Below are 26,901 nucleotides of genomic sequence, written 5' to 3' on the forward strand. Positions count from 1 at the left end.
CCCTTCATGCTCGAACCCCGCAGCCCGGTCCTCTACTACCTCCAGCGCCTCCGCGACGAAGCGCACCGCTTCGCGATCGGCAGCCACCGCACCCGCCGCAGCATGGAGATGGTCAAGAACCCGCTGGACGAGATCGAGGGCGTCGGGCCGGGCCGGAAGAAGGCGCTGCTGCACGCGTTCGGCAGCGCGCGGGGGGTGAGCCGCGCGACAGTGGACGACCTGGCGAAGGTGGAGGGGGTGAGCGCGCAGCTGGCGCAGCGGGTGTATGACTTTTTCAGGAAGTGAGGGGGGGGCAGCAAATTTCTCTTGCTGTAGGGAAGCTCGAGGGAGAAACACTTTAGTGCACCCTTTGCGTGCGCAAATGTAGTAAATGCTGATCCTCTTGATCTAAACTCCCGACGAATCGGGGGATTCATGCCCAAATCAAAAAAGCCGACGTCAAGGTCGCCGGACATTCCTCAGCGCAACAAGATTCGCGGTGCGTTGGGTGCCGCGTTGTCGCGGACCAGTGGCCCATCGAGGCCGCGCATCGAGCGTTATCGCATTAGCTTACGCCAAGCCCTGCTTGATGCTCGCCCAGCACTTCCCTCGATATACCGATCGGAGTTCTTCGGTTGGCTGGATAGGGTTCTGCTTGGAAATGAAGCGGCGCGCAGTGCCTTGACGTTTGGCCTAAGCCCTCATCCGATGGAAGGTCCGAGGATTGCGTTTCCGAGCGAACTTCAATGGCTGGACTATCGGATTCGCCCATACTTCGATGATCTTAGAGGCTTCCGCCAAGCCGCTTTAGCGCTGAATGATGCGTTCTGGCGACACGACAAGAGCATCTGCTTCAGCGTACTTGAGGATATAGAAAGGCGCTTCGGCACCTCAATTTGGTATATCGAGACAAGGATCGCGATCGAGCAGTATTTCAACGGGCTTGAGGCTCAAAAAAACTATCTATCCACTATAAAGGACGAATACCCGAAGGGTCTTCCGGCTTATATCGCACATTTCGCAAGCATAAGAAATGAAGTTCGCTCGACTATGCGACTATTTAGAGACGACGCATCGATCCGAATTGCATCGAGCAACGCCGAAGACTCAATAAAGACTTATTTCAAATACAAAATTGCCGACGTGTTTGAATGCACTGATATCGATATATCGAGAATTATTTCTACGGAGCAGGGGCAGTCAATCATAGATATCTATGAAACGGCGGTTTCCTTATTTCAGGCAATCATAAACGCTGGGAAGAGCGAACGATACGCAGAAGCTATCCTCAGGGCGACGCAAAACTGGGAGGGCATAGGCGACTTCCGCCTCGATAAAATCCGTATTGCCCTTGGAGGCGAACCTCTTGGCAAAGTGGGAGTGAAGACCAACCTCGCGGGTCGGGGGATTTTTTCAGCCACTACTCGGTTGGACGTTGCAACAGCGATAAAGAATCTCTGCGACGACCCCGGTGACATATGGGCCGGCGTTGGCGTTCTTTTTGCCGAAGCTTCTGCAACCGGTGACACTGAATCGCTTCCTGGCCCCTGGCAGAGCGTGCTGGACCACATGCGGTCAGTGATCATGCGTGATGACGACTTCGAGGCATCGGTTGGCGCGCTCGAAAAGTTCTCACGGAACTTTAGAACACTCTCTACTGGTGCAGCTCTGTCGGACTTCGTGTCCGCGATCACCGGCGCAAAAGATAGCCCCCAAGTTGGATTGGGTTCAGCAGCGTTGAACGCGCCGCAGTTTGGATTGCCGGACCTCGCGCTCGCGGGGGACCCTTTGCCACAAGCGTTGACAGTGGTCCAAGCGGCAAGCGACCCAGCAGAGTTTGGCGTCTGGTTTGGCCGTGACGTAGATCGCCCTGACGGGTCAAGGACGATCCCGGCCTCATATTTTCGCGCCGAACGCCTATTCCGACAAGGTCGGCCGTCAGATGCTCTGACCCTCCTTGCACCGATACGGTTACAGGAACTTGACGGCAGTTTGCGGTCGCTTATCGGGCATCTCCGTATTGGGCTCAGCTTGAACGAGGGAGAGATCGATAGCGCGCTCCGGGATATTGCTACGGAGGCGGCCCACCGACCAGGGGCTAGATCGTTGCTTCCGGCTGTGGAGGCAGTCGGTGCAAGGGGGTGGAAGGAACTTGCGGCTCTTTCCGACCGGCTGACTTTAGCCATCTGCCTTGACATCGTTTGGAGGAATACTGGCGACGATCTCAGGGCAACTCATCTACGTTTTGCATTCGAAGATTACCTATCGAATGAGCAGGTCACTCGGCCAAGTGAACTCGCGGTCCGGCCAGACGAATTAGAAAAAACGATATATTTTCTCAGATACATTTGCGTCCCGCCGATTATTGACCTTGCCGGAATATTCGAGGATTCCGCTGGGGTCATCGAGGAAAGATCATCTATACTTAAGCTTTTGCGGGAGATTGATCCCCTTCACGACGATGAGTATGCCGAAGAGGCCAGCTTCATATTCACGCGTCGTGCCATCCAAGAAGGCCTAAATATCGTGGACAGTAGCCGAGTCCATGTTGACACCACCGCCATATCCCGATGGGCTGAGCGCCGGTATGCCGAAAGCTTTGACAGGTATAAGGCGCTAGTCTCGGCCGGCATCGGCGTTGCTGAAGATTTCGACGAAATGCTTCGTAGCGCGCTGCGCTCTACGGACCGGCCGACAGACTATTTCAAAGTTCCCGATAACGAAGCAGATGCGCTATTGCTTGATATTGTCACTAGCTTGAGGTCGGAATTTCTTTCCAATCAGGAACATGGCTTGCATTTCTATGTTGGAAAAAGAATTCGACACGGTACTGTCACCGGTCATCTCAGAGGGTCTCTCGAGACGGCCCACCTTATCACTCAGAGGGTCACTGACGGCGGCGGGTATAGAAGCAACGAGTATTGGCTGGATCGCCTTACTTTTGAATCAACAGATTGCCGCGAACGGTGCGATAAACTGTTCCGTGAGTTTGCTGAGCGATATGATGCACTCGTTGAGGATTTGAAAAACAACAAGCTCCACGTTCAGTCGCGAGAGCGGGCGGGCGGGCTGTTCAACTTCCAGGTCACCCCGCTGTCTTATCACGTAATTCGAAGTGCGGTGCAGACCGATCTAAGTTTTACGGGATTTCTCGCAAGTTGTTATTCAATATTTTGGGGGCTTCTAGAGCCGTCATTTGCAACTGTGCGGAACCTGATCGGAGTAGATCTGAAGAATGAGGCGGCCGAAATGTTTGATGGCCTGCAGGCTGGCGTACGCAACCTAGCTATCCCAGACGGGCAGTATCATGAGTTTAGCACCGCATTGCGCTCAGCTTCTGTCGATGTCCAGCGCCAATTTGAGTCAATGGCTGAGTGGTTTAGAAGGACAGAAACGGAGCAGGCATCCCATTTGTTTGGTCTCGAAGCGCTGATCGATATATCAATTGAGTCCGCCCTCAAAACGCACAAGGGGTTCTCCCCTGATATCACTAAGGTGATCACTGGAAATGTGAGGGCGTCATCTGCCGTACTAGTTATCATTTCCGATATTGTGTTCATTATCATTGACAATATATGTCGCCGTGCGCAGGCGGGTAGTTCACCAAAGGTTCAAATTGTTTGCGAATTTGATGCAGAGGCGGATGTACTAACAATCGACGTTATTAATTCCGTCGGTTCGGGGCTAGACCGTGGAATTGTTGATGCGCGATTGCAGGATACGCGGGCAAAAATTGCGAGCGGCGATATCCGTGCGGGTGCCTTGAGAGATCATAACTCCGGTTTGCTAAAGATCGCCGCCATTACTGGACAGTCAGAGCGCGCCGGCTTGACATTCGGATTTTACGGCGCGGATGAATTTAGGACGACTGTGAAGCTTTCGATGATCTCTGGTCCTAGTAATTCTTCCGCTCCCGTTCCTATCAACCTTGCGGCGACATAAGATGAAGATACTCGTTGTGGAAGATGAGGATCCAAAGCGAGCCAATATTCTGGCCGCACTTTCAAATCAGTTTCCAAGTTTTCAGCCAAAGATCGCAAGATCGGTCAGTTCTGCGATCAAGTTTCTTCGAGAAGAGGTGCCTGAGCTAATTCTTTTAGATATGTCATTGCCTACCTTCGACATTGGGCCACAAGAGTCTGGCGGGCGACCGCAAGGGTTCGGGGGAATCGAAGTTCTTAGGTACATTGACAGATTTGAGCTCGATGTTCCTGTAATTGTCGTGACTGCCTACGAAGCGTTTGCAAAGGCGGGCCAACAGATCGATCTGAATGGCTTGGCCAACCAACTATCAGATGCTCACCCTGTCAACTTTCGCGGGATTGTCTATTACAATTCAGTGTTCGAAGCGTGGCGAGAAGAGCTTTTCCGTCTTATGGAGGATGTTGTGGTCCCATGAAGATCCTGGTTGCTGAAGATAGTGCTGATAAAATTCGCCGTATCCGCGAGGTCGTTGAGGCTGCGGGAGAGTTTGGAAGCATAGAGGTTGTTTTCGCCCAAACGGTGGTCGATGCGAAAGCGCAGCTTAGGGACACCCATTTTGATTTGCTTATACTAGACGTCTTGCTTCCTAACCGGGCTGGCGATGAGCCAGGCCACGCTTGCACTGTTGCACTTCTTGAGGAGCTGGCAACGAGAAATTCTTTAAAGAAGCCGCGCCATATTCTTGGCCTTACAGCATACGACGAAGCTATTCGTGATGCGGGAGCCGCGTTCATAAGTCGGACCTGGGCCGTAGTCAGGTTTTCTTTTGAGAGCGATGAGTGGAGAGCGCAGTTAATATCGAGTATCCGCTACATTCTGGGTGAAGCTCAGCAAGAACGCGACGCTCGTTATGAAACGGACCTCTGCGTGCTTACTGCACTCAAGACTCCTGAGTTGGACGCGGTTCTCCGTATCCCTTGGGCTTGGCAGGCTGCGGAACCCCTTGATGACGTAACGTTCGTGCGGCGGGGTTCGTTTTCGTCCCAGGGGCAGAGCTTTTCGGTGGTAGCAGCGTCGGCCAGCAAGATGGGAATGGTTAGCGCGGCCCTGTTGGCCGCAAAGCTGGTTGAGCGGGAGCGGCCTCGCTATTTGGTCATGCCTGGCATTTGCGCCGGAGTGAAGGGAAAATGCGGGTACGGCGATATCATTGTAGGCGATCCTGTGTGGGACTGGCAAAGCGGAAAGCACTTCGTCGAAGCAGACGTGGCTGGTTTTGCAATTGCGCCTGACCCTCTCCCGGTTTCGGGCTTTATCCGTAGTAGAATCGATCAACTTCGAGCTGACAGTAAGTTCTGGTTGGGTGTGAAGGATGCTTCTCAGTCAAAGCCGGAAACGGAGCTGAAGATGCGCCTTGGTCCCATGGCTACTGGATCGTCAGTTCTAGCGGATGAAGACGTCCTTGAAAGGATACTCGTCCAGAATCGGAATTTGACCGCGGTGGAGATGGAGGCGTACGGCGTTCTTGCGGCGGCGGTGGACGGACGGTTCCCTCGTCCGACTGCTTTTGCGATGAAATCAGTTTGTGATTACGCCGATCCGACGAAAGACGATCAGTGGCAGGGGTATGCCGCTTATACGAGTGCGCAAGCACTAAAGGAGTTCTTTGAGCGCTACATGGCGGAAATCCGGGATCTTGCCGGAAGTCGGTAGCACAGAACGGAAACCTGGGGACGCTATACCGATTTCGGGAAACCTGCGGACACTATACCGATTTCGCCACCCTCCCTGCTCACCCCAACAGCCCCATCTCCCGCTTCCTCCGCGCCGCCATCTCCGCCAGCCGCTTCGGCTCCATCGTCAGCAGCAGGGTGCGCGTCTGCAGGGCGCCGCGGTTGTAGGCGTCGTCTTCCAGGCGGCCGAAGCGGAGGAGGCGGGCGAGGGCCAGGGATTTGTCGGCCAGTTTCAGGCGGGTGAGGCGGGTAACCGTGCCGTCGGGGGCGGTCTTTTCGAGCACGGTGACCTCGCGCACGCCGGCGGCGCGGTCGCGCTCCAGCCGGGCCATGTCCACCTCCAGGGCGCCGTCGGGGCGGACCACGGCGAGGTCCAGGATGTTGGCGGCGGCCATGCGGCGCAGCTCGGCCAGGGCCCAGAGCTCGCCTGACTCCTCCTCCTCGTCCGGGCCCCCGGTCCCGCCGCCGCCTGGTGGAGCCAGCAGGGCCTGGATGCGCGGATCGCGCATCAGCCGGTGGGCGGTCCAGCGGGCGGACTTGCGGCTATAGCCGGCCCGGCGGGCCGCCGGCGTCGCCTGCCCGTCGCGCCGCACCTCCTGCACGAACCTCAGCTGCTGGGCGGTCAGGGGCCGGTCGAGCCGCGGCGGCGGCGCGGAGGACGTGTCGGCGGTCATGGGCGGCGGCTCCTTGGCGGTGTGCGAGTGACATGGAAGGCTGCGGTCGGCGGCGGTGCGGAGGGCTGAGAACCGCCTGTCGAAGCGGCCCCATTATCGCACATTCCGAGCCGCAATGCCGATAATATTCCCTGTTTGTTCTCAAGCCCTTGGGCGGGACCCCGGGGAGGGCGAAGCGCCGCCGGAAGCCCTCCGGTGCGCTGCAAAGGTCGCAAAATCCCCGCGACAACGCCCTGACAATTCTACCCGGGTGAAATTCCGGGCCGGAAATCGCCGCCGCCGGCCGATGGTGGCGCCCGCTGGTCGCCGCGCATCAACATTCCCCGCCCCGGCGCCCACGCGACGCCAACGGCTTCGCCAACCTTCGCCGCCGCTGTCTCCACACAAACGCCAACGATTCCAGCCGCCTGGCCCTCCGTTCCGGCGCCCGCCCGCGATCCTCGGCGCCGAACCTTGGCGCCACGGGGGTCCCGGCATGGTAGAATGGCGCTTCGCACCCGCGCGCGGCGCTGAAAGGACGCCGGAAACGCCTGCCCGCCTCAGATCGGACAGCTGGCCTCCTCCAGCTGCAGCATGGCCAGCACCCGGCCAAAGCCGATGTACTGCCCGGCCATCATGGCCAGCTCGAGGAATTCGGCGTCGCTGAAGTGGCTTCGCATCTGCGCCACATCCTCGTCGCCGATGTTGTGATGATCGACAGCCATCTTCTCGGCGAACCGGATGGCGGCGCGTTCGCGGGGGGTGAAACCTTCTCCGTCGGGGGCGTCGACGCCGCGGGCGGCCTCGTCCTCCGTCACCGTCTCGGGGGCCATGCGAACGCTCTTGCACAGCACGCAGCCGTTGAGGGTGGCGATGCGCAGGCGGACCAGTTCCTTGAGCCGGGCCGGGAGCAGGCCGGCGCCGCCGGTGTGCCAGGGGTGGTAGAAGCCCTGGTAGGCCTGGACCAGGTCCGGGGCCGGGGCGAAGGCGCGGGCGAAGTGGCGGCCCAGCCAGTTCTCCTCCGGCGTCGCGTCGTGGATGGCCTTCAGGTAGGGCGGCAGGGCGTCCGGTTCGGGCAGGGGCAGGCGGGACATCGGCGGCTTCCTCCTCGTTTTGCCGCATCAGGGCAGGGGAGGCGCGGCGGCGCAATGGCGCCCTGGCGTCAAGCCGCGGTGATTGCGGGCCGGCGGCGCCGCGTGGCAATCTGGCCCAAACCGGGGAGAGATCAGATGCGTTGGTGGACGGCGATCGGGGTGGCGGCGGTGGTTCTGGCGGCGCCGGCCGTGGCGCAGACCCAGATGCCGGCGGTGGTCACCTTCAAGAGCGGGGCGGACGCGGTCACCCCGGCCGGCCGAGCCAGCCTCGACGCCTTCGCCAAGCGTTACAAGCCGGGCAACCCGGTGACCATCTCTGGCCACGCCACCCTGACGGAGTCCAGGGCGGCCATCAAGGCGGACGGCGGTACGAAGGCCGAGCAGGAGCAGTCGGCGCCCAGCTATGCCGTCGGCCTGTCGCAGAGGCGGGCGGCCATCGTTCGTGGTTACCTGGCCGGGCGCGGCATACCGAACGGTGTGATGACCACCCAGGCCTTCGGCGCCACCCGCCCCGCCGACCCCACCGGCAAGCCGGACACCAAGGGGCGGGTCGAGGTCACCGAGGGTCCGACCTCCGGCTGGTAGCCGCAAGACCGGCGCCTCAGGCCGTGGCCGCCCCCCGCGCCGGAAGGAACCGCGGATTGCGCAGCAGGGCGGCGCTGACCACCGGCACGAGGAGGCCGACGGGCAGGATCTCCAGCAGGGTGATCGGCACCCGGAACAGCGGGTTGGCGTACAGCTTGATCATGCCGGCCATCTCGGCCGCCGCCTTGTCGTAGGCGGCGCCGGTCACCCCCTCGGCCCGCTTCTGGGCCAGCATGGTGTCGGCGTACTTCTGGATGAAGTCGCCCCCGGAGACAGCGAGGTAGACCTCCCAGATGACCACGTAGGCCAGGGCCGCGAACCCCGCGATGGCCAGCCCCAGTCCCAGCGCCGGCCAGAACCGGATCACCCCGCCCAGCGCCTGATCGCGATACTGCTTCACCCCCACCAGGATGGAGCTCATGGCGATCAGCATGATCAGGTAGCCGAGGTAGGGATTGGAGTGCGGCGCCCCGCCGTTGAGCGCGATGGTGGCCAGCATGCCCCCGATGATGACCGCGCCGGAGACGAGGCCGTAGATAATGGCGATACGAAGCATGATCGGGTTCCTCCCCGGGTTGATGATGCCTGCAAGGCTGGCCCGGCGCGAGGGCGCGGCGCCATCGCCCGAAAGGGTGAGAAGCGCATTTCACTGGCCGTCGCGGGGAAGGATCTGGTCGCCCGAGACCTGGCGCCCCCCTCCCTGAGGGAGAGGGATCAGGTGGGGCCGACGACAGAGGTGGCTAAGGAATAAGCTGCAGTTCGCGAGCCTGGCTGATCGCCTGGGTCCGGCGGCTGACCTCCAGCTTGGCGAACAGGTTGGCGATGTGGGTCTTCACCGTGTTGGGCGAGAGGCCGAGGTCGCGGGCGATCTCCTTGTTCGACCGGCCGGCGGCCAGGGCGCCCAGCACCTTCATCTCCTGGCCGGTCAGGCCGAGGGACTTGCGCGCCGCCTCGTTGGGCTCGAAGGCGCCGGTGCGTTTGCGGGCCAGCCACCAGCCCAGCCACACACCGCCGGCCGCGAAGGCGCAGCCGATCGCGGCGATATAGATTTCGGTCGAGAAGGCTCGCGCCAGGTACTGGTATTCCAGCCACTGCAGGGCGAAGGCGCCGAGGGCCAGGACCAGGGCCCAGAGGAGGATGGTGCGGATCATCGCCTTGGATGGTGGGGCGCCCCGCGCGGGAGTCAACGTCGGCTGCTTGCGCCAAAAAATACCGTGCCGTATCGACGCTCGATGACCGACGATTCCGTTGCCGCCAAAGGCCGACCCAAGGGCGACAAGCGCGAGCGCACCCGCCGCGCCCTGGTGGCCGCCGCCGCCGAGCTTATCGCCGAGAAGGGCTTCGACCGCGCCTCGCTGGACGAGATCTGCAAGCGAGCCGGCATGACCCGCGGGGCCTTCCACGGCAACTTCAAGAGCCGCGACGAGCTGTTCCTGGCCATCATGGAGAGCCAGGGCGGGGCGGTCGAGGCCGATTTCCGCCCCGGCGCCCCCCTACGCGCCCAGATGCGGATTCTGGGGTTGGCGGTGGCCGCCTCGGCCCGCGCCCGGCTGCCCCGGGCGGCGGAGGCGGCGGCGGTGCAGCTGCACCTGCTCACCCGACCGGACCTGCGCCGGCAGGTGGCCGCCGACACCGAGGCCAACTGGGCCCGCATGGCCGAGGGCTTCCTGCGCCTCCTGCCGCCTGGCTCCCTGCCGATGCCGGCCGACCGCTTCGTCAAGCTGATCGACGCCCTGGTCACCGGCCTGACCTACAGCTTCTTCCAGAACCCGGAGGCCTTCACCGACGAGGACTTCGCCGCCGCCTTCGAGGCGCTGGCCGGTCCGCCGCCCGCCGGCGCCTGGCCGCGCGGCGTCTCCATGACCCCTGGCCGCTGGTGACCGGCAACCGCCCCGTCCCCCGTCCGTTGGGAAGCAAACCCAAGGAGCCGCCGATGCCCGATCTCACCCCCGCCGCGGACCTGGCCGCCGACCGCCGCCGCTTTGCCGGCGAGAGCGAGGCGTACGCGGCCGCGCGCACCGCCCTGCTGGCCGAGGAGATCGCCTTCCGCCGCCAGATGACTCGACTGGCCGACCTGCGCCGGGCCCTGCCGCCCGGTCCGGTGGTGGAGACGGACTATCGCTTCAAGGACGCCAACGGCGAGGAGGTCGGCCTGATCGACCTGTTCGGGGACAAGGACGCCCTGGTCACCTATTTCTGGATGTATGGGCCCCAGCGCGAGCGTCCCTGTCCGATGTGCGCCAACTGGCTGGGCGCGGTGAACGGCAACGCCATCGACATCAAGCAGCGGGTCGCCCTGAAGGTGCTTGGCCGCAGTCCGGTGGAGCGTCAGTTGGCCTTCGCCGAAGAGCGCGGGTGGAAAAGCCTGGACTTCGTGCAGACCGTCGGCGACGGCTATGCGAACGACCTGGGCCTGATCAATCCGGACGGCAGCGAGAACCCCGCCCTGGTGGTGTTCCGGCGCGATGGCGACCAGGTGCGGCTGTTCTGGACCAGTGGCATGACTATGAGCATGGCCGACCCCGGCCAAGACCCCCGCGATGCGCCCGACATCGCCTCCCTGTGGTCGATCCTCGACCTGACGCCCGAGGGCCGCGCCCCCGACTGGTATCCGAAGCTGAGCTACTGATGAAACACGTCCCCAACATCCTTACCGTCGGCCGGCTGATCCTGACCCTGGCGGTGTTCGTCGCGCTGTTTGGCGGGCCGTCCTGGTACGGCCTGGCCTTCTGGGGCTTCGTGATCGCGGCGGTGACCGACTTCCTCGATGGCTGGCTGGCCCGCAAGTATCAGGTGGAGAGCCTGATGGGGGCCATCCTCGACCCGATCGCCGACAAGGTGCTGGTGGCCGGCGCCGTGGTTGGCCTGGCCGCCAACGGCGACATGACCGCCGCCCTGGCCGGCGGCCTGATCCTGTTCCGGGAGTTTGCGATCAGCGCCCTGCGTGAGGTGCTGGCCCCTCGAGGCCTGCGCCTGCCGGTGACCATGCTGGCCAAGTGGAAGACGACCCTGCAGCTCGCCGCCCTGGCCGCCGCCCTGTTGCGCCTGACCCTGCCGCCCTGGCTGACGCCGCCGGTCAGCCTCGGCATCGATGTAGCGCTGTGGCTCGCGGCGATCGTCACGGTCTGGACCGGTGTCGAATACGGCTTGGCCGCCCGCAAGGCCTTGAAAGGCAACTGACTACTCAGCGGCCAGCAGGAACGGCGGCTTGTCCTCGTCCTTGACGACCTCAGGGTCGCTGGGGCCGTACAGCAGCCAGTCCGTCTCCGGCTCGGCCTCCCGGTCGAGCCGCATCAAACGCATCAACGCACAGGCGCCGAAAGCCTGGAACACCATGATCGCCTCCACAGCAAATCAGTGCAATTGAGACTGACTCGCAAATAAGGCTCTGGCAAGGTGAAAAGACGAACCCCTTGCCTTCCCGTGCGTCGGCTCCCTTTGATACCGCCAACCAACGACATGAGGAGCGCCGCCATGGCCTATGAAACCATCCAGTACGCCGTCGAGGACGGCATCGCGACGCTGACGCTCAACCGGCCCGACCGGATGAACGCCTTCACCGCCCAGATGATGCTGGAGATGATCGACTGCTTCGACGCCATCGATGCGGACGACGCGGTCAAGGTGGTGATCGTCACCGGCGCCGGCCGGGCCTTTTGCGCCGGGGCGGACCTGGGCAGCGGCGGCTCGACTTTCGACTACGCCTCGCGCAACGAGGACGCCCGCGAGAGCGGCAAGGTCAACGAGATCTACCGCGACGGCGGCGGCCGCCTGACCCTGCGCATCCATGACTGCAAGAAGCCGGTGATCGCGGCAGTCAATGGCGCTGCCGTCGGCATCGGGGTGACCATGCAGCTGGCCATGGACATCCGCATGGCCTCGACCGAGGCCAAGTTCGGCTTCGTCTTTGCCCGCCGGGGCATCACCCCGGAGGCCGCATCCAGCTGGTTCCTGCCGCGCCTGGTCGGCATGCAGCAGGCGCTGGAGTGGTGCTACACCGGCCGCGTCTTCCCGGCCCAGGAGGCCAAGGACGGCGGACTGGTCCGCTCACTGCACGCGCCGGAAGACCTGTTGCCGGCGGCCAGGGCCCTGGCCCGTGAGATCGCCGACAACACCGCCCCGGTCTCCGTCGCCCTGACCCGCCAGTTGATGTACCGCGGCGCCGGCTTCTCGCACCCGATGGAGGCCCACCGCGCCGACAGCCGAGCGATCCAGTTCCGCGGCGCGCAGGGCGACGCCAAGGAGGGGGTCACCTCCTTCCTCGAGAAGCGCCTGCCCAACTACCCGAACAAGGTCTCCAGCGACCTGCCCGATATCTGGCCGCACTGGGAAGAGCCCCAGTTCAAGTAGAGATTTCGGCGGTAAATTCCGTCGCGGAACCGTGACTCGTCAAAGTCACGGACCGGGCGCATGCTTTCTCCCGCAGAGACCACTCAGAGTCTCGCGGGAGAATTCGCCATGATGGATCGTGTCCTGAGTTGGTCGTTTGCACTCGCACTGGCCGGCTTCCTGTTTTTCATGAGTTTCCAGAAGGTGTTCGGTTTCGATCCGAACCCGGTCTTCGGCCTGATCGAGGCCCGGTCCGGCATCAGCATCTTCGAGCCGGGCGTACGCTACCTCGTCGCCGTTCTGGAATTGGTCGCCGCCGTCCTGGTGGTCTGGCCCCGGATGCGGATTCGGGGCGCGCAGCTGGGTCTCTTGGTGGCGCTCGGCGCCGTCGCCTTCCACCTGTCGCCCTGGCTCGGCTGGCAGGTGCCCAAGCTGGCGCCGCTGTCCGAGGCGCTGGGCCGAGGCCTGACCGCGGCCCAGATCGACGCCCTTAACCTGGGCACCGACCACGGCGCCATGTTCCTGCTGGCCGCGACCATTGCGGCCTTGGCGGCTGCGAGCATCTTCGTGGAACGCAGCCAGGCGCAGGCCAAGTCGTCGGGGACTGCAACCCCGCCGCCCCGCGCCAGTTTCGCTTAGAGAGTCTCGGTCGGCGATCTCATAAGGGACGATCGTCACCGGTGATTAACGGCGGGCCGTTAAGCTGTCCGCCGCAGCCGGAGTCCCCATGAGCGAGCCCGCCCCTTCGCGGCCGTACGAGCCCCCGCCATTGGAGACCGCCCCCGAGACCCCGGGGGCGGAAGCCGCGACCGCGCCTGTCGTCCGGTCGCGCGCCACCCTCCTGAAGCGGCTGGCCGACGTCGTCTGCCTGCCGGGCAGCCGGGTCAACGCCTTCGAGCGGGCGATGACCTCCGACCTGCTGATCGAGCTCTTGCGCGAGGCCGCGCCCGAGGAGCGGGCCAAGGTGGCCCGGCGGCTGGCCAACATCTCCGACATTCCGCCGGCTCTGGCCCGGATGCTGCTGCGGGACAGCGTCGCCATCTCCGGAGCCCTGCTGGAGCACAGCCAGCACCTGGGCGACGCCGATCTGATCGACTGCGCCCAAGCCGCCAGCCCCGAGCATCGCCGCCTGATCGCCCTGCGCCGCGGCGTGGGGGAGGCCGTGGTCGACGCCCTGGTCCGCCGCTGCGAGCCGGCGGTGCTGGAGGCGGTGCTGCGCAACGACCTGGCCCGCTTCAGCCATGGCGCCCTGGAGACCGTGGTCGCCTGCACCCGCGACAACCCGCGCCTGATCGGCCTGCTTCTGCGCCGGCCTGAGCTGCGGCCCAGCCATGCCTACATCATGTTCTGGTGGGCGGACTCGGAGTGCCGGCGGCTGATCCTCCAGCGCTTCGCCGTCTCCCGCGAGATTCTACAGGACGCGGTCAGCGACATCTTCGCCATTGCGGCCGAGGAGGGCTGGCAGGATCCGTTGACCCGCAAGGCCCTGCAGTTCATCGAGCGGCGCCAGCGCAACCGCGCCGCCATCGAGAAGAGCCCGTTCGGCAGCCTGGACGAGGCGGTCGCCGCCGCCCAGTCCGGCATGACCCGGGAACTGGCCGAGGAGATCAGCTACCTGGCGGGTCTCAAGCCGATGACCGGCGCCAAGATCATGACCGACCTGGGCGGCGAGCCCCTGGCCATCCTCTGCAAGGCCACCGGCCTGCCGCGCGGCGCCGTGCGGGCCCTCTGGCGCGGCCTGCGGCGGCCGGAGACGGATGCGGCCGGCAATATCACCCCGGCGCTGGAGCGGGTACTGACCTGTTTCGACGCCCTGGCGGTCGATCGGGCGCAGACGGTGCTGCGCTACTGGAACTGGGCCCTGTCCTCGGCCCTTACCCCCGCGCTTATGCAGGCCATCCGCGATGGAGACGACGAGGCGGTCGACGAATTCTCCGCGCCGCAGCGGGCGGCCATGCTTGCCCTAGGCCGCGATTTCGCGCGCTAAGCCTCGATAACCGTGAAGGTTGTCAGATTTTCGCGACAGTTCGCTGACTAACGACGCTCGTTTCGATCCAACAATCGACCGTGCGCTTAGGCACTCTACTGTTCCTTTGAATATCTTTTGTGGACTTGTCTTCATCCGCGACACGCCTTATGCAGCCGTCAACCGGGCGAGGCGCCCGGGCAAGTTTCCGCTCAACAAATCCGAAATGGAACTCCAGGCCATGGAAGACAAATCCGCCATCATCGAGATGACGACCGACATCGTTTCCGCCTACGTCGGCAACAACTCCGTCGCCGCTAACGACATTCCGGGCCTGATCCAGTCGGTTCACAAGGCGCTCTCGGGCGTGGCCACCGGAACCGAGACTGTCGAAGTCGCGCCCAAGGAACCGGCGGTTCCGGTGAAGCGCTCGATCACCCCCGACTTCCTCGTCTGCCTGGAGGACGGCCGCAAGTTCAAGTCGCTGAAGCGCCACCTGCGCACCAAGTACGACATGAGCCCCGAGGAATACCGGGCCAAGTGGGGCCTGGCCAAGGACTACCCGATGGTCGCCCCCAACTACGCCAAGGCCCGTTCGGACCTGGCCAAGCAGATGGGCTTGGGCCAAGGCGGCCGTCAGGCCAAGAAGCGCCGCTAAGCTTCGTCTCGACTCCTTCGGGATTCAGCAACGCCCGCCGGGATTCCGGCGGGCGTTTTGCTTTGCTGGGGAACCGGGCGGTTCCCTTTTCGATTGACTCAAAAATAGAATCTTCACCTGTGCGGCGAAAAAGCACTTGCCCGCGATTCGTCGGTTAAGCGATAGTGAATCCCAGGTGATTCCAAGGGGTTGTTAAGGATTCTGTAGATGGTTGCGCAACTGGGCGCTTCGGCCACGGCCGCCCGCGCTCACGAGGAGCTTCTGCGTTATTGGGCTGCTCTGCGTCGCGCCGGCCGCCTGCCGGGTCGTGCCGACATCAGCCCGGACGCCTTCAAGCGCCTGCTCCCCACCGTCAGCCTGATCGATGTCGTCCGTGAGGATGGCCGGGTCGATTACCGTCAGCGCCTGGCCGGCACCGGCCTCTATTCGGTCTACGGTCGGGAGATCACCGGCATGAAGCTGACCGATCTCTACAATTCCACTGCCGCTGACTATTGGCGGGCCGAGCTCGACGCCGTGGTCGCCGACCGCAAGCCGCGCGTCGGGTCGCACAGCATGGCCTGGCGCGGCGCCTCCCACGTTTCGACCCTGTGGCTGCGGCTGCCCTTGGCCAGCGATGGCTGTGAGGTGGACATGATCCTCGGCTATGACGCGGTCATCGGCATGCAGGCCGAGCGCACCGCCGGGATCAGCGGAATACGGGCGGCTTAGGCCTCGCCAGCATCCCGCCGGATCCGCTGCACCATCGAGGCCAGGCCGTTGGACCGCTGGGTCGACAGGGCGCCGTCCAGGCCCAGCCGGGCGAAGGCGGCCTTGGAATCGAAGGCCAGGATCTGGTCCGGGGTGCGGCCGGAATACAGCTTCATCAGGATGGCGATCAGGCCGCGCACGATGTGGGCGTCGGAGTCGCCCCGGAAGCGGAGAAGGCCTCCCTCTTTCTCGGTGACCAGCCAGACCTGACTGGCGCAGCCGCGCACCTTGTTCTCTTCGCTGTGCTCGGCCTCGCTGAGCGGCGCCAACGCCCGGCCCAGGTCGATGACATGGCGATAGCGTTCCTCCCAATCGCCCAGCAGCTCGAAGTCTTCGGCCAGGGCGTCGAGGTCCGCATCGATGGGGGAGGTCATGGCGCGGGGTCTAGCCCTCGCTCAGGCGGCGGGCAAGCTCAGTGAGGCGGTCAGACCCTCGCCCGGCGCGCTGCGAATGGCCAGGCGCCCCCCCATGGCGTCGCTCAGCGCCTGGACGATGGGCAGGCCCAGGCCCGCGCCTTCGGAGCGGCGGGTCAGGGCCCCCTCGCCCTGTTCGAACGGTTTCAACAGCCGGGGTATCTCCGCCGGATCGACGCCCGGCCCCTGGTCGGCGATGTCGATGCGGACCATGCCCTCGGCCTGGATGGCGTCGATCCGCACGTGGCCACCCCTGGGCGACCAGGTGATGGCGTTCTGCAGCAGGTTGCCGAGCATGGTGCGCAGGCCGCGCCCGTCGGCCATCACCTGGCAGAGGGCGGCCTCGTCGGCGATCTCGATCTCCACCCCGGCCTCGCGGGCCTGAGGCGCCACGAGCTCGAGCACGTCTTCCAGGGCATGATCGAGGGGCTCGGCCCGCACGTCCATGTCGCCGACATGGCTTTCCAGCCGGGCGATCTCGAGGATCTGGTTGACCAGGCCGAGCAGCTTGTGGCCGCTGGCCAGGATATGCTCGGCGTATTCCCGGTACTGCGGCGAGCCCAGTGGGCCGTAAAGTTCACAGGCCAGGATCTCGGAAAAGCCGATCACCGCGTTCAACGGCGTGCGCAGCTCATGGCTGACCATGCGCAGGAAGGATTTTTTCTGGGCGTCCATCGCCGCCTGGCGCCGCGCGGCGGCATGCTCCGGCGGCTCGAAGGGTACGACAGTCTGGCGCGCCGCCCGGGTCATTCTGGCCTTTCTCCGCCCTGTTTTCGGCGGATTGCCCTCCTCTATGCCAGCACCCGCTTACGAATCCGTTGCTTCCCCGCCCGCTTGTCCACAGCCCCTCCACGATGATCCGTCGCCCGCCGATTGTGCGGCCTTCTTCGCGCCGGGCCTGGGGGCTAGTCTGGCGCCGCCCCAAACTGGGGGTGGGGAATACCTTAAGACCTATCCGTTGACCGACGACCGGACCGATCCGACAGCCGACCGGGCGCCCACGCCACCCGGGCCGCATCCGCTATGGCGGCTGGGGCTTGCGGCGCTGGCCGGCACGGTGGGCGCGCTGCTGGCCGGCGGGGTCGGCGGGCCGCTGGGGGTGCTGTGCCTGGCGCCGCTGGCCATCGCCCTGGTCATGGATCAGGGACGGCAGATCGCCGCCGGCGCCGGGCTGTCGATCGCCGCGGCCGCGGTGGCCGCAGTCGGACAGCTTCTGGGAGTCGCCCTGCCGCCGCCGCCGCCTCCTGTGGCGCTGGGCTTGGGCCTGCTGGGACTGGCGGTGATCGTCATGACCCTCGGCTCCGGACTGATCCTCGGCCGACGCCAGGTCCTGGCCCAGGAGGTACGCCGGGACGAGGAGACGGCCCGACTGACCCGCTTGCTGGCCGGCCAGCCGCACCTGTTGGTCGCCCTTTATCCGCACGGCAAGGTCCGCGCCCTCTATGGCCGGGCGCCGGAGGGGGTCGATCCCGACGTGCTGATCCAGCAGGGGCTGACGGCCGTCGCCGCCCAGGGCGAGCCGGTGGCCGAAGCCTTGCGCGCCGCCGCCGCGGAGGGCCGGGCCGAGGTCGCCTTCGCGCCGGTGACCGCCCAGGACCGGTGGATCGCCGTCACGCTGCGCCGGGCGGAGGATGACCTGCTGCTGGCCGTGCTGCGCGACGCCACCACCGACCATGCCCGCGAGGCTTCCCTGGACCAGGCCCGCATCGACGCGGAGACCCTGGCGGCGGGCAAGTCCCGCTTCCTGGCCAACATGAGCCACGAGCTGCGCACCCCGCTGAACGCCATCATGGGCTTTTCGGACATCATGCGTTCGCGCCTGTTCGGTCCGATGCCCGACAAGTACGGCGAATACAGCGGCCTGATCCACGAGGCCGGCTCCCACCTGCTGGACCTGATCAACGACGTGCTCGACATGTCGAAGATCGAGGCCGACCGGTTCGAACTGTCCCGCGAGCCGTTCGACGCCCGGGAGGCGGTGTCGGCCGCCCTGCGGCTGATGCGGCTGCAGGCCGACGGGGCGGGGGTGCAGCTCCGCGGCATCCTGCCGGCCGGCGCGCTGGAAATCGACGCCGACCGCCGGGCCCTGAAGCAGATCGTGCTGAACCTGGTCTCCAACGCCCTGAAGTTCACACCAAAGGGCGGGGCGATCACCGTCACCGCCCACGGGTTCGAGGGGGTGTTTGAGTTGGTGGTGGCCGACACCGGCGTCGGCATCTCGCCCGAAGATCTCGAACGCCTGGGCCGCCCCTACGAACAGGCCGGCGACAATGACCGGCGGGCCATGGGCACGGGCCTGGGCCTTTCCCTGGTGCGCTCCTTCGCCGAGCTGCACGGCGGAGAGATGACGTTGGAGAGCACGCTGGGGGAGGGGACCACGGTCACCATCCGGCTGCCGGTGCTGCTGCCCCCGGTCGCGGCGGCCGCGGCCACGCCGAGCCCCAATGTGGTTGAACTACATCCGCTGAGGTAGGGGCTCAGCCATCCGCCAGCACGTTGACCGGCGCGCCGTTGCGGAGCTCGACGGTGAACATCACATGGGGTTTGCGGCGCATCTCAAAACTGGCGTCCCAGTCGCCGTCCGGATTCGCGCTGGCGGGAACCATGACGCCGAGAAATTTCAGATCCCGGCGCCAATCGTCCGCCAGGGGCCGCCCGGCCCAATTGCTGAAGCCGTCGGCGAGGGCCGGATTGCAGCGCCTGACGAGGGCGTCGAGATCGTTGAGCACACCAGTGAAGAACGCCACCTGGGCCCCGCTCGGCCCCTCCGGACCGGCCATGACGGTGGCGCAGACGCCCTCATGGCCGGGCGACTGGATTTCGCATTCCCAGTAATCGCCGAGGCGGTCGCTCTGAAACTCCATTCGTCCAAAGACCGGATGAACCGGTGGGGCGGGCCGGGCCGCAAACAGTTTGCTGAACAGTCCCATGGTCTCAATGAAACCATGGGAAGGTTTGTCGGGAATTGCGCGATAGGGTTACCGCCTAATTCCAGCCCGAACCGCCGGCCTCCATGGCCGCCGGGTTGACCGGGCGGGCGATTAGGCCGTTCTGGGTGAGCCAGACCTCGTAGCGGGCGCCGTTGGCCATCGGCATGAAGGCGCCGCCGCCGTAGAGGCTGTCGACCATCGGGGCGAAGCGCTTGGACTTGCGGGCCATGCTCCACATATCGACGTTGCCGGGCTCGGGGCCGAGCGGATAGACGCTGCGCGGAGCATTGAGTTCGTCCTGCGTCGCCTCGTAGCGCCCCGACAGTCGGTCCAGGCGGTATTGGGAATCCAGGCCCAGGACGTTGGCCCAGGGCTTCCACTTCAGCACCCTGGCCTCGATGCGCCACTGGTCGCCGTGGATCTGGTAGCGGTTGGTCGAGCCGGCCGGCTCGGTAGGGCTGGGCGGCTGAATCAGGGTCGCCTCGAACAGCTGGGGGCCTAGCTGCCGGGTCTCGATGGTGGCGACCGGGCGCTCGTAGGTCAGGCGCTTGTAGGTCTGGACGTCCAGACCAGCCAGGGCGGTGACCGCGCCCACGGCCAGCAGGCTGCCGCCGATGGCCGAGCCGAAGAAGCCGCCGAGGAACCGTCCGCCGAACAGGGCGCCGATGCCGCGCAGCAGCACGATGGCGCCGAGCAGGGCCGAGGCCGCCGGAAGAATCCACCACCACCAAGCCATGACACGACCTCCCTTGCCCCTGGACGGACGGCCCGAAGGTTACATGGGTAGGCAACGGGCGCCAGCGGGGATGGCTCCACGGTTGAATTAGACCGGCCGACGGCCCTAATGGTCGCCATGCGTTTCGACGACCGCTTCCTGGAGGAGATTAAGTCGCGCGTCCGGCTGTCGGACGTGATCGGCAAGACCGTGAAGCTGAAACGCCAGGGTCGCGAGTTCGTCGGCCTGTCGCCGTTCACCAAGGAGCGGTCGCCCAGCTTTTTCGTCAATGACGACAAGGGATTCTACCACGACTTCAGTTCGGGCAAGCACGGCGACCTGATCAGCTTCTTCCAGGAGACCGAGCGCCTCAGCTTCATGGAGGCGGTCGAGCGATTGGCCGCCGAGGCGGGGGTGCCGCTGCCGACGCCCGATCCGCAATCGGCCGAGCAGGAAAAGAAGCGCCAGTCCCTCGGCGACTGGATGGATCTGGCCGCTTCCTGGTTCGAGGGCGAACTGCGCCGGCCGGCGGGCCGAGAGGCGCGGGGCTATCTCGACCGCCGGGGCCTGCCAGACACCGAGTGGAAGCGGTTCGGGATCGGCTATGCGCCGCAGGGTCGCACGGCGCTGAAAGACTATCTGGTCGCCAAGGGGGCCAAGCCGGGCGAACTGGTCGAGGCGGGCCTGCTGATCGCGCCGGAGGATGGCGGGGCGCCCTACGACCGCTTCCGCGACCGGATCATCTTTCCGATCACCGACGCGCGCGGTCGGGTGGTGTCGTTCGGGGGCCGGGCGCTCGATCCCAATGCCCGGGCCAAGTATCTCAACGGACCGGAGACCAGCCTCTTCCACAAGGGCCGGGTGCTCTATGGCCTGCCCGAGGCGCGCAAGCTGCTGCACAGCGGCGGGGCCGACGCCGCCCTGGTGGTGGTCGAAGGCTATATGGACGTGATCGCCTGCCAACGGGCCAATATCGCGGCGGTGGCCTCGATGGGCACGGCCCTGACCGAGGACCAGATGGAGGTGCTCTGGCGGCTGCATCCGGAGCCGACCCTGAGCTTCGATGGCGATGCGGCGGGGCGGCGGGCGGCCAACACCGCCATCGACCGGGCCCTGCCGCTGATCAAGCCGGGGAAGAGCTTCCGCTTCGCCATCGTGGTCGGCGGGAAGGATCCGGACGATGTGCTGCGCGAGCAGGGGCCGGCGGCGCTGAAGGCGCAGCTTGGCGATACGACGCCCTTCGTCGACCAGCTGTTCCATCGTGAGCGGGACCTGGAGCCGCTGGACACGCCCGAGCGGCGGGCGGGGCTGAAGGTGCGGCTGCGCAAGCTGGCCGCCAGCATCGCCGACCCGGACCTCAGCCAAGCCTATCGCGAGGACCTGCTGGGCCGCTACGAGCAGCTGTGGCCGACCTCACGCCCGGTGTTCACCGTCGGCGCGGCGGCGCGGGAGATGTCGCGCCAGCGCTGGGACGGCAAGCGCGGCCGGCCGGCCGGGCCGATCGGCCCCAACGCGGAGACCAAGGAACAGGTCAACCGGATGCGCGGCCAACCCAGGCCCCTTTCGGCCGCCCTGGCCTATGCGGCGCTGCAGGATCCGCATGTGCTGGACGACAAGGTCGAGCAACTCAGCGCCCGGGGCTTCCTCGATGAGCGGCTCAGCGCCCTGGCCGATGAGTTGGTCGAGTTCCGGTTCGAGAGCGACGCGGTCGATGCGGTGTCGGTGCGACGCCGGCTGGAGGCGCGGGGCTTCGGCGAGGATGTGTTCATACAACTGGCCCGCACGGCGAACGCGGCCGGCGCCGCCTTCCTGAAGGCCGATCTCGACCCGGTCACGGCCCGGCGGCTGTGGTCGATCGCGTTCGACCTGCTGGTCAAGCTGGAGACGCTGGAGCGGGCCGTGGACGGCGCCAAGCAGGACCTGGAACGGGACAACGACAGCTCGACCCTGATGCGGCTGAAGACCGAGCGCGACCTGTTGAAGCGACTGGTCGACAGCGGCGCCTGGACCGACGAGGCCGAAGCGGCGCCCTGGCTTAACTAGAGCAGCGCGATTTGATGGAATCAAATCGCGCTGCTCTAGCTTTTTGCTGGTCGCGCGTTCCGATTACCGGCGCCCACTAATCGGAACGCGCTCTAACGGCCCCCCAGGACTTTGGCCGGCGCCTTCGGCGCCGATGCTTCAAGGATTTTCAGCATCAGTTCGGGATCGGTGCGCAGGCTCGGCGGTTCGCCGAACCGTTCCAGCCAACGGCGCTCGATGGTCTTCAGCTTGCGTTGGCGACGGGCCATGCGATCTCCTCAAATTGGGGTGGTCATGATCGCGGGGAAGAACTCATCAGGCCATAGCCCAGTTGCTCAAAGCCGGGGGTGAAAGTGAGTATTAACAATAACTTGTCGTTGAAGGCGCCGCGTTTTCAGGGGCTTGCGGCGGCAAGAAAATCCTCGCCGCCGCGCCGCTTAACCTAGTCGAAGACGATGACCGAGCGGGCCAGTTCGCCGCGCTTCAGTTCGTCGAAGGCCTCATTGACCTGGTCCAGCTTGATGCGCCGGCTGATCATCTGGTCGAGCTTCAGCTTGCCGGCCATGTAGAAGTCGACGAAGCGGGGCATGTCGACCGGGAAGCGGTTGGAGCCCATCAGGCTGCCCTGGATGCGCTTTTCCGCCAGGAAGTCGGCGCCGTGCAGCTCGATGTTTACCCCGACCGGGATCATGCCGATGACGTTGGCGGTGCCGCCGCGGGCCAGCATCTTGAAGGCCTGTTCGGTGGTGGCTTTCAGGCCGATCGCCTCGAAGCTGTGATCGACACCGCCCCGGGTCATTTCCATCACCTGGGCGACGGGATCGCCCTGGCTGGCGTCCACCACGTCCGTCGCGCCGAATTCCTTGGCCAGGTTCAGCTTTGAGCCGTGCATGTCGATGGCGATGATCCGGCCGGCGCCAGCGATGGCCGCGCCGTTGACCGCCGCCAGGCCGACGCCGCCGCAGCCGATAACGGCCACGGTCTCGCCTGGACGGACGTTGGAGGTGTGGATCACCGCGCCGACGCCGGTGGTGACGCTGCAGCCGATCAGGGCGGCGACGTCGAACGGCATGTCCTTGCGGATGGCGACGCAGGCGTGTTCGTGAATCAGCATCTGTTCGGCGAACGAGCTGAGGTTCAGGAACTGGTTCATCTGCGGGGCGCCGGCGTCCTCGCGGAACAGGCGCGGCGCGTCCCCCTTGTCGCGCCGCACGTCGCCGCTGATGCAGCGCGACAGGTGGCCCGTGACGCAGTGATTGCAGTGGCCGCAGAAGGCCGACAGGCAGGTGATGACATGGTCGCCCGGCTTGACGGTGCGCACCTCGCTGCCGACCGCCTCGACCACGCCGGCGCTCTCATGGCCCAGAACGGCGGGCGCTGGGTGCGGGTACTTGCCCTCCACGAAATGGAGGTCGGAGTGACAGACGCCGGCGGCCTTGGTGCGGATCAGCACCTCGTGCGGGCCAGGCTTGCTGATCGCCACGTCCTCGATCTGCAAAGGCTTGCCGACCTCGCGAAATACCGCCGCCTTCATGTGCTCATCTCCCGAACGATTGTTTGAGGGCACGTTATCGCTGTTCACGCTGCCAGCGGAAGGGGGCTTTCAGGAAATCTCCCTGTGCCTGCCCGCCAAAGCTGGGATACCGTTGGTTCGAAAACGCCGGAGACGCGCCATGACCACCCAGACCCTCAGTCGCCGCGGCCTGCTGACGCTCGGCGCCGCCGGCTCGGCCTTCCTCGCCGCGTCGCCCGCGGCGGCGAAGATTCTGTTGCGCGTCGAGACGACCTCGGGGCCCGTGTACGGTGGCTATGACAACGGCGCGGCCCACTATCTGGGCCTGCCGTATGCCGCGCCGCCGGTGGGCGAGCGCCGGTTCGCCCCGCCGGGGCCGGCGCCGAAGTGGACCGAAATGTTCACCGCCCGGACCTTCGGCCGCACGGCGATGCAGATGCCCTCGCCCTCGGCGACCGAACCGACCTCTGAACTGGGCAAGGCCCTGCAGGCGGTGTTTCCGTCCCGCAAGGACGTGGAGATGCAGAGCGAGGACTGCCTCTACCTCAACGTCTGGACCCGTGACCCCGCTCAGAAGACCAAGCGTCCGGTGATGGTCTGGCTGCACGGCGGCGGCTTTGCCTACGGTTCAGCCGGGTGGCCGATGTACGATGGCAAGCGCCTGGCGCGGGACGGCGATGTGGTGGTTGTGTCGATCAATCATCGCCTCAACGTCTTCGGCTATACCCATCTGCCGGGTGTGGATGGCAGCGGCAACGCCGGGATGCTGGACATCGTCGCGGCCCTGCAATGGGTGAAGGCCAACATCGCCGCCTTCGGCGGCGACCCGGGCAACGTCACCATTTTCGGCGAGAGCGGGGGCGGGGCCAAGGTCAGCTACCTGATGGCGATGCCCAGCGCCAAGGGCCTGTTCCACAAGGCGGTGATCCAGAGCGGGCCGGGCGTTCGCGCCGTGCCGGCCGAGCGGGCGGACAAGCTGCGCAAGGACCTGATGGCCGAACTGGGCCTGGCGGACGGCGACATCGCCGGCCTACGGGCGGTCCCGGCCGACAAGCTGGCCGCCGCGGCCTACGCCGCCGAAAAGAAGCAACCCGGCGCCGGCTTCGACCGCACCGGTTTCGCGCCGGTGGTCGATGGCAAGACGCTGCCCAGCCAGCCGTGGGATCCCAAGGCGCCGGACATTTCCGCCGACGTCCCGGTGCTGATCGGCATCAACCGTGACGAGATGACCCTGTTCATGGCCTCCCAGCCCTGGTTCGGGAAGCTGGATGAGCCCGGGCTGGCGGCGATGGCCAAGATGATCCTGGGCGACAAGGCCGAGGCGGTGCTGGCGGCGCTGAAGACCGACTTCCCGAACGATTCCCCGACCTATCGCGCCACCCACCTGGTCACCTACGGCCGGATGTTCGCCGGCAGCGTGCAGATCGCCGAGCGCAAGGCGGCGCAGGGGCGGGCCAAGGCCTGGTTCTACCTGCTGGAGTGGGAGACGCCGGTCGGGCCGTTCCGCTCGCCCCACACCCTGGAAATCCCCCTGGTGTTCAACACCGTCGAGGAAAGCCGGGTGCTGGTCGGGCCGGGGCCGGAGCCAAAGCTGATGGCCGCGCAGATGAGCGCCGCCTGGGCCGCCTTCGCCCACACCGGAAATCCCGGCACGCCGGCGCTGCCCAAGTGGCCCGCCTATGATGCGGCCAAGCGCTCGACCATGGTGTTCAACCTGACCAGCCGGGTGGTCGAGGACCCCTACGCCGCCACCCGCAAGGCGGTGACCTGAAGACGGCTTTGACAGCGGCGGGCGTAAGGGCCTAACCCGCCGCCATGACCAGCCGCCTGCTCTTCGCCACCCGCCTCTACCGCGCCGAACTGGAAGGGCAGCGGGGCTTCGACCTCGTCGACCTGGCGGGCGCCTGCGCCATGATGGCGGCGGAGGATACGGCCGGCCGGGCCTGGTCGAAGACCAACGGCTATCCGGGCTACACCTCCTACTCCTCGCCAGGGCCGCTGTGGACGCGGGCCAGCGCCTTCGCCGACCTGAAGACCACCCTGGACCGCCACGCCAAGGCGTTCGCGGGCGAACTGGGACTGGACCTGGCCAGCGGGCGGCTGCGGCTCGACAGCCTGTGGGTCAATGTCCTCAAAGCCGGAGGCGGCCACACGGGCCACATCCACCCCCACAGCGTGATCAGCGGGACGGTCTACGTCGCCGTGCCCCCCGGCGCCTCGGCGCTCAAGCTGGAAGACCCGCGCCTGGCCATGATGATGGCCGCGCCGATGCGTAAGCCCGACGCCCCGGCTGACCAGCAGCCGTTCGTTTATGAAACGCCAGCGCCAGGGACTTTGCTGATGTGGGAAAGCTGGCTGCGCCATGAGGTGCCGCCGAACGGGGCGAAGACCGAGCGGGTGTCAGTGAGCTTCAACTACGGCTGGCGTTAGCTGAACGCCAGATAACGCCGTCGTCCGAGATGGCGTTCAGATGCGGTGATTCATGGTGGGCCCATGGAGCGATCTTGCTCCGTTTGGGAGGCTACCATGAACAAGACCATCACCTACCTCGCCGGGGCCGCCACCGCGGCCCTCTTCTGCGCGGCCGCGGGCTCCGCCTCGGCCGCCGAGTTCGACTGCCCGCTCACTTCGGCCCAGCGGACCATCGTCAACCCGCTGCCCGGCGGCTGGTGGACCACGCCGCAGGTCAATTCGCTCAGCGAAACCAAGATCGTCACGATCGGGGGCAAGAAGGCGCTGATGTGCGTCTACGGCGCCAGCGGCTCGATCCAGCGTGAGGCGCCGGTGGGCCAGATCTGCTCGACCAAGCCGGGCGGTTTCAAATGCACCGTACCGGTCATCCTGATCCCGCCGACCCCGATCCTGCCGCCGCCGGTGACCTATTCGACCGGGCCGGCCGTGGTGCCGCAGACCTACCAGGTCAACTTCGACAACGGCAATGTGGGCGGGGCCGGCGCCGACCTCTGGTTCCAGGCGGTGACCCATGCCGAGAAGTACCTGACCCCGATCAACGGCGCCTCGATCGCGGTGGGCGACCGGTCGAACCGTGGCCGGGATGGCTGCCGCGTGGCCAGCTTCACCACCGCCCGGGTGCCCCTCGCGGCCGTGCCGGTCGGCAGCTACATCTGCATGAAGACCAACCAGGGCCGGATCAGCCAGTTCCGGATTAACGGCATCACCGGCTTGGCCGTGAAGAACCTGGAGATGGGCTACACCACCTGGGCCAACTGATGGCCTGGCTGGTGGGGGCGTGGGGCTCGCACGGCGCTAGCCGTTGCGGGCCCTGACGCACATCCGCCGGCCCTCGTAGGTATCGCCGATCAGGCTGCCGTCACGGGCGGCGTCCTTGCGCGCCAGCTCATAGGCGCGGTTCTCGGTCGGAGGCTTCTCGCCCTTGCCGCAGACGGGGGTCTCCACCCGCTGGGCGGTCTCGCAGATGCAGATATCGTATCCCTGGTCGATCCGGCTGGACGAACCGCGGCAAACCGGCGGGCGAGCCTCACCGCCGACATCAAGGCAAAGGATTCCCTTCGTGGGCTTGGTGGCCGAGCCGCCCTCCTGAGAGGCGGCGGCGCCGGCCAGGGTCAGAGAGGCCAGTATGGAACCCAGAACGAAGAACTTGCGCATGAGGTGATCTCCT

At 65.5% G+C, this 26,901-nt stretch carries 30 protein-coding genes; 18 read left to right on the top strand and 12 right to left on the bottom strand.

Features of this window, described 5'->3' with window-relative positions:
• The 4 genes from GVN21_RS14595 to GVN21_RS14610 all read left to right on the top strand — a co-directional run.
• Positions 1-285, top strand: a 285-nt coding sequence (locus GVN21_RS14595) for a helix-hairpin-helix domain-containing protein (protein ID WP_240902958.1), incomplete at its 5' end; no start/stop codon positions are given.
• A gap of 129 nt (positions 286-414) precedes the next feature.
• The gene (locus GVN21_RS14600) at positions 415-3,921 is read left to right on the top strand and encodes a hypothetical protein (RefSeq protein ID WP_166575493.1); all 3,507 of its coding nucleotides are present in this window, start codon (positions 415-417) and stop codon (positions 3,919-3,921) included.
• A gap of 1 nt (position 3,922) precedes the next feature.
• Positions 3,923-4,378 carry a response regulator gene (locus tag GVN21_RS14605; RefSeq protein WP_166575494.1) on the top strand — a complete coding sequence of 152 codons (456 nt, stop codon included), beginning with the start codon at positions 3,923-3,925 and terminating at the stop codon, positions 4,376-4,378.
• Positions 4,375-5,613 (top strand): hypothetical protein, encoded by a 1,239-nt coding sequence (locus GVN21_RS14610; protein ID WP_166575495.1) that lies wholly within the window; start codon positions 4,375-4,377, stop codon positions 5,611-5,613. The genes GVN21_RS14605 and GVN21_RS14610 overlap by 4 nt, the downstream gene beginning before the upstream one ends.
• Positions 5,614-5,692: 79 nt before the next feature.
• On the opposite strand, the gene GVN21_RS14615 is transcribed toward GVN21_RS14610, so the two are convergent.
• Together GVN21_RS14615 and GVN21_RS14620 are read right to left on the bottom strand one after the other, a co-directional pair.
• A complete protein-coding gene (locus GVN21_RS14615) occupies positions 5,693-6,307 on the bottom strand; it encodes a terminase small subunit (RefSeq protein WP_166575496.1) in 615 nt (204 codons plus the stop codon).
• 539 nt (positions 6,308-6,846) lie between these two features.
• Complete coding sequence (locus GVN21_RS14620; protein ID WP_166575497.1) at positions 6,847-7,380, bottom strand: carboxymuconolactone decarboxylase family protein; 534 nt, start codon at positions 7,378-7,380, stop codon at positions 6,847-6,849.
• Positions 7,381-7,515: 135 nt separating this feature from the next.
• Between GVN21_RS14620 and GVN21_RS14625 the strand changes: the two genes are divergently transcribed.
• Positions 7,516-7,965 carry an OmpA family protein gene (locus GVN21_RS14625; protein ID WP_166575498.1) on the top strand — a complete coding sequence of 150 codons (450 nt, stop codon included), beginning with the start codon at positions 7,516-7,518 and terminating at the stop codon, positions 7,963-7,965.
• 16 nt (positions 7,966-7,981) lie between these two features.
• Here GVN21_RS14625 and GVN21_RS14630 read toward each other — a convergent pair whose 3' ends face one another.
• Positions 7,982-8,521 (bottom strand): DUF4199 domain-containing protein, encoded by a 540-nt coding sequence (locus tag GVN21_RS14630; protein ID WP_166575499.1) that lies wholly within the window; start codon positions 8,519-8,521, stop codon positions 7,982-7,984.
• 184 nt (positions 8,522-8,705) lie between these two features.
• Positions 8,706-9,116, bottom strand: coding sequence for a response regulator transcription factor (locus GVN21_RS21230; RefSeq protein ID WP_166575500.1), 411 nt, complete (start codon positions 9,114-9,116; stop codon positions 8,706-8,708).
• A gap of 81 nt (positions 9,117-9,197) precedes the next feature.
• On the opposite strand from GVN21_RS21230, the gene GVN21_RS14640 reads away from it, so the two are divergent.
• The 3 genes from GVN21_RS14640 to pgsA are packed head-to-tail and all read left to right on the top strand — an operon-like array spanning position 9,198 to position 11,145.
• Entirely contained in the window at positions 9,198-9,845 is a 648-nt protein-coding gene (locus GVN21_RS14640) for a TetR/AcrR family transcriptional regulator (RefSeq protein WP_166575501.1), read from the top strand.
• Positions 9,846-9,898: 53 nt separating this feature from the next.
• Positions 9,899-10,594 (top strand): DUF899 family protein, encoded by a 696-nt coding sequence (locus GVN21_RS14645; RefSeq protein WP_166575502.1) that lies wholly within the window; start codon positions 9,899-9,901, stop codon positions 10,592-10,594.
• Positions 10,594-11,145: a CDP-diacylglycerol--glycerol-3-phosphate 3-phosphatidyltransferase gene (gene pgsA, locus GVN21_RS14650; RefSeq protein ID WP_166575503.1), complete on the top strand. Its 552-nt coding sequence runs from the start codon at positions 10,594-10,596 to the stop codon at positions 11,143-11,145. Before GVN21_RS14645 ends, pgsA begins: the two co-directional genes overlap by 1 nt.
• Here pgsA and GVN21_RS14655 read toward each other — a convergent pair whose 3' ends face one another.
• On the bottom strand, positions 11,146-11,301 hold the full coding sequence (locus tag GVN21_RS14655; RefSeq protein ID WP_166575504.1) for a hypothetical protein: 156 nt from the start codon (positions 11,299-11,301) through the stop codon (positions 11,146-11,148). It lies immediately after the preceding gene.
• A gap of 138 nt (positions 11,302-11,439) precedes the next feature.
• On the opposite strand from GVN21_RS14655, the gene GVN21_RS14660 reads away from it, so the two are divergent.
• The 5 genes from GVN21_RS14660 to GVN21_RS14680 all read left to right on the top strand — a co-directional run bounded on the left by GVN21_RS14660 (position 11,440) and on the right by GVN21_RS14680 (position 15,629).
• Positions 11,440-12,315, top strand: a complete 876-nt coding sequence (locus tag GVN21_RS14660; protein ID WP_166575505.1) for a crotonase/enoyl-CoA hydratase family protein — start codon at positions 11,440-11,442, stop codon at positions 12,313-12,315.
• Between the two features lie 108 nt (positions 12,316-12,423).
• Positions 12,424-12,933 carry a hypothetical protein gene (locus GVN21_RS14665; RefSeq protein WP_166575506.1) on the top strand — a complete coding sequence of 170 codons (510 nt, stop codon included), beginning with the start codon at positions 12,424-12,426 and terminating at the stop codon, positions 12,931-12,933.
• An 88-nt stretch (positions 12,934-13,021) separates the two neighbouring features.
• Positions 13,022-14,281, top strand: coding sequence for a DUF2336 domain-containing protein (locus GVN21_RS14670; protein WP_166575507.1), 1,260 nt, complete (start codon positions 13,022-13,024; stop codon positions 14,279-14,281).
• Between the two features lie 220 nt (positions 14,282-14,501).
• On the top strand, positions 14,502-14,918 hold the full coding sequence (locus GVN21_RS14675; protein WP_166575508.1) for a MucR family transcriptional regulator: 417 nt from the start codon (positions 14,502-14,504) through the stop codon (positions 14,916-14,918).
• Between the two features lie 207 nt (positions 14,919-15,125).
• Positions 15,126-15,629, top strand: coding sequence for a PAS domain-containing protein (locus GVN21_RS14680; protein WP_166575509.1), 504 nt, complete (start codon positions 15,126-15,128; stop codon positions 15,627-15,629).
• Here the strand turns inward: GVN21_RS14680 and GVN21_RS14685 are convergent.
• Both GVN21_RS14685 and GVN21_RS14690 read right to left on the bottom strand, forming a co-directional pair.
• A complete protein-coding gene (locus GVN21_RS14685; protein ID WP_166575510.1) occupies positions 15,626-16,042 on the bottom strand; it encodes a SufE family protein in 417 nt (138 codons plus the stop codon). The genes GVN21_RS14680 and GVN21_RS14685 overlap by 4 nt on opposite strands.
• 21 nt (positions 16,043-16,063) lie before the next feature.
• Entirely contained in the window at positions 16,064-16,831 is a 768-nt protein-coding gene (locus tag GVN21_RS14690; protein WP_166575511.1) for a HAMP domain-containing sensor histidine kinase, read from the bottom strand.
• Positions 16,832-17,039: 208 nt separating this feature from the next.
• On the opposite strand from GVN21_RS14690, the gene GVN21_RS14695 reads away from it, so the two are divergent.
• On the top strand, positions 17,040-18,554 hold the full coding sequence (locus tag GVN21_RS14695) for a HAMP domain-containing sensor histidine kinase (protein WP_276608529.1): 1,515 nt from the start codon (positions 17,040-17,042) through the stop codon (positions 18,552-18,554).
• Positions 18,555-18,558: 4 nt separating this feature from the next.
• On the opposite strand, the gene GVN21_RS14700 is transcribed toward GVN21_RS14695, so the two are convergent.
• Entirely contained in the window at positions 18,559-18,945 is a 387-nt protein-coding gene (locus GVN21_RS14700) for a hypothetical protein (protein ID WP_166575513.1), read from the bottom strand.
• A gap of 121 nt (positions 18,946-19,066) precedes the next feature.
• Entirely contained in the window at positions 19,067-19,747 is a 681-nt protein-coding gene (locus tag GVN21_RS14705) for a hypothetical protein (RefSeq protein ID WP_166575514.1), read from the bottom strand.
• Between the two features lie 117 nt (positions 19,748-19,864).
• On the opposite strand from GVN21_RS14705, the gene dnaG reads away from it, so the two are divergent.
• Positions 19,865-21,769: a DNA primase gene (gene dnaG / locus GVN21_RS14710; protein ID WP_166575515.1), complete on the top strand. Its 1,905-nt coding sequence runs from the start codon at positions 19,865-19,867 to the stop codon at positions 21,767-21,769.
• A 92-nt stretch (positions 21,770-21,861) separates the two neighbouring features.
• Here dnaG and GVN21_RS14715 read toward each other — a convergent pair whose 3' ends face one another.
• Positions 21,862-22,017, bottom strand: coding sequence for a hypothetical protein (locus GVN21_RS14715; protein ID WP_166575516.1), 156 nt, complete (start codon positions 22,015-22,017; stop codon positions 21,862-21,864).
• A 173-nt stretch (positions 22,018-22,190) separates the two neighbouring features.
• Positions 22,191-23,282, bottom strand: coding sequence for a Zn-dependent alcohol dehydrogenase (locus GVN21_RS14720; protein WP_166575517.1), 1,092 nt, complete (start codon positions 23,280-23,282; stop codon positions 22,191-22,193).
• A gap of 139 nt (positions 23,283-23,421) precedes the next feature.
• On the opposite strand from GVN21_RS14720, the gene GVN21_RS14725 reads away from it, so the two are divergent.
• The 3 genes from GVN21_RS14725 (at position 23,422) to GVN21_RS14735 (ending at position 26,492) form a co-directional block, all read left to right on the top strand.
• On the top strand, positions 23,422-25,032 hold the full coding sequence (locus GVN21_RS14725; protein WP_166575518.1) for a carboxylesterase family protein: 1,611 nt from the start codon (positions 23,422-23,424) through the stop codon (positions 25,030-25,032).
• Positions 25,033-25,076: 44 nt separating this feature from the next.
• Positions 25,077-25,691, top strand: coding sequence for a TIGR02466 family protein (locus tag GVN21_RS14730; RefSeq protein ID WP_166575519.1), 615 nt, complete (start codon positions 25,077-25,079; stop codon positions 25,689-25,691).
• A 96-nt stretch (positions 25,692-25,787) separates the two neighbouring features.
• Positions 25,788-26,492, top strand: coding sequence for a hypothetical protein (locus GVN21_RS14735; protein WP_166575520.1), 705 nt, complete (start codon positions 25,788-25,790; stop codon positions 26,490-26,492).
• A 36-nt stretch (positions 26,493-26,528) separates the two neighbouring features.
• Here the strand turns inward: GVN21_RS14735 and GVN21_RS14740 are convergent, their stop codons facing one another.
• Entirely contained in the window at positions 26,529-26,888 is a 360-nt protein-coding gene (locus GVN21_RS14740) for a hypothetical protein (RefSeq protein WP_166575521.1), read from the bottom strand.
• Positions 26,889-26,901: the final 13 nt, after the last annotated feature.

Source organism: Caulobacter sp. SLTY (assembly GCF_009905535.1).
In the GTDB taxonomy this organism is placed as follows: domain Bacteria; phylum Pseudomonadota; class Alphaproteobacteria; order Caulobacterales; family Caulobacteraceae; genus Caulobacter.

Excerpts from the sequence above, each read along its gene's own strand:
- GVN21_RS14690 (WP_166575511.1), bottom strand. The coding sequence starts at position 16,831 with ATGACCCGGGCGGCGCGCCAGACTGTCGTACCCTTCGAGCCGCCGGAG.
- GVN21_RS14660 (WP_166575505.1), top strand. The coding sequence starts at position 11,440 with ATGGCCTATGAAACCATCCAGTACGCCGTCGAGGACGGCATCGCGACG.
- GVN21_RS14610 (WP_166575495.1), top strand. The coding sequence starts at position 4,375 with ATGAAGATCCTGGTTGCTGAAGATAGTGCTGATAAAATTCGCCGTATC.
- GVN21_RS14665 (WP_166575506.1), top strand. The coding sequence starts at position 12,424 with ATGATGGATCGTGTCCTGAGTTGGTCGTTTGCACTCGCACTGGCCGGC.
- GVN21_RS14645 (WP_166575502.1), top strand. The coding sequence starts at position 9,899 with ATGCCCGATCTCACCCCCGCCGCGGACCTGGCCGCCGACCGCCGCCGC.
- GVN21_RS14605 (WP_166575494.1), top strand. The coding sequence starts at position 3,923 with ATGAAGATACTCGTTGTGGAAGATGAGGATCCAAAGCGAGCCAATATT.
- GVN21_RS14730 (WP_166575519.1), top strand. The coding sequence starts at position 25,077 with ATGACCAGCCGCCTGCTCTTCGCCACCCGCCTCTACCGCGCCGAACTG.
- GVN21_RS14675 (WP_166575508.1), top strand. The coding sequence starts at position 14,502 with ATGGAAGACAAATCCGCCATCATCGAGATGACGACCGACATCGTTTCC.
- GVN21_RS14685 (WP_166575510.1), bottom strand. The coding sequence starts at position 16,042 with ATGACCTCCCCCATCGATGCGGACCTCGACGCCCTGGCCGAAGACTTC.
- GVN21_RS14715 (WP_166575516.1), bottom strand. The coding sequence starts at position 22,017 with ATGGCCCGTCGCCAACGCAAGCTGAAGACCATCGAGCGCCGTTGGCTG.
- GVN21_RS14720 (WP_166575517.1), bottom strand. The coding sequence starts at position 23,282 with ATGAAGGCGGCGGTATTTCGCGAGGTCGGCAAGCCTTTGCAGATCGAG.
- GVN21_RS14700 (WP_166575513.1), bottom strand. The coding sequence starts at position 18,945 with ATGGAGTTTCAGAGCGACCGCCTCGGCGATTACTGGGAATGCGAAATC.
- pgsA (WP_166575503.1), top strand. The coding sequence starts at position 10,594 with ATGAAACACGTCCCCAACATCCTTACCGTCGGCCGGCTGATCCTGACC.
- GVN21_RS14615 (WP_166575496.1), bottom strand. The coding sequence starts at position 6,307 with ATGACCGCCGACACGTCCTCCGCGCCGCCGCCGCGGCTCGACCGGCCC.
- GVN21_RS14630 (WP_166575499.1), bottom strand. The coding sequence starts at position 8,521 with ATGCTTCGTATCGCCATTATCTACGGCCTCGTCTCCGGCGCGGTCATC.
- GVN21_RS14640 (WP_166575501.1), top strand. The coding sequence starts at position 9,198 with ATGACCGACGATTCCGTTGCCGCCAAAGGCCGACCCAAGGGCGACAAG.
- GVN21_RS14735 (WP_166575520.1), top strand. The coding sequence starts at position 25,788 with ATGAACAAGACCATCACCTACCTCGCCGGGGCCGCCACCGCGGCCCTC.
- GVN21_RS14680 (WP_166575509.1), top strand. The coding sequence starts at position 15,126 with ATGGTTGCGCAACTGGGCGCTTCGGCCACGGCCGCCCGCGCTCACGAG.
- GVN21_RS21230 (WP_166575500.1), bottom strand. The coding sequence starts at position 9,116 with ATGATCCGCACCATCCTCCTCTGGGCCCTGGTCCTGGCCCTCGGCGCC.
- GVN21_RS14740 (WP_166575521.1), bottom strand. The coding sequence starts at position 26,888 with ATGCGCAAGTTCTTCGTTCTGGGTTCCATACTGGCCTCTCTGACCCTG.
- GVN21_RS14670 (WP_166575507.1), top strand. The coding sequence starts at position 13,022 with ATGAGCGAGCCCGCCCCTTCGCGGCCGTACGAGCCCCCGCCATTGGAG.
- GVN21_RS14600 (WP_166575493.1), top strand. The coding sequence starts at position 415 with ATGCCCAAATCAAAAAAGCCGACGTCAAGGTCGCCGGACATTCCTCAG.
- GVN21_RS14625 (WP_166575498.1), top strand. The coding sequence starts at position 7,516 with ATGCGTTGGTGGACGGCGATCGGGGTGGCGGCGGTGGTTCTGGCGGCG.
- GVN21_RS14725 (WP_166575518.1), top strand. The coding sequence starts at position 23,422 with ATGACCACCCAGACCCTCAGTCGCCGCGGCCTGCTGACGCTCGGCGCC.
- GVN21_RS14655 (WP_166575504.1), bottom strand. The coding sequence starts at position 11,301 with ATGGTGTTCCAGGCTTTCGGCGCCTGTGCGTTGATGCGTTTGATGCGG.
- GVN21_RS14620 (WP_166575497.1), bottom strand. The coding sequence starts at position 7,380 with ATGTCCCGCCTGCCCCTGCCCGAACCGGACGCCCTGCCGCCCTACCTG.
- dnaG (WP_166575515.1), top strand. The coding sequence starts at position 19,865 with ATGCGTTTCGACGACCGCTTCCTGGAGGAGATTAAGTCGCGCGTCCGG.
- GVN21_RS14705 (WP_166575514.1), bottom strand. The coding sequence starts at position 19,747 with ATGGCTTGGTGGTGGTGGATTCTTCCGGCGGCCTCGGCCCTGCTCGGC.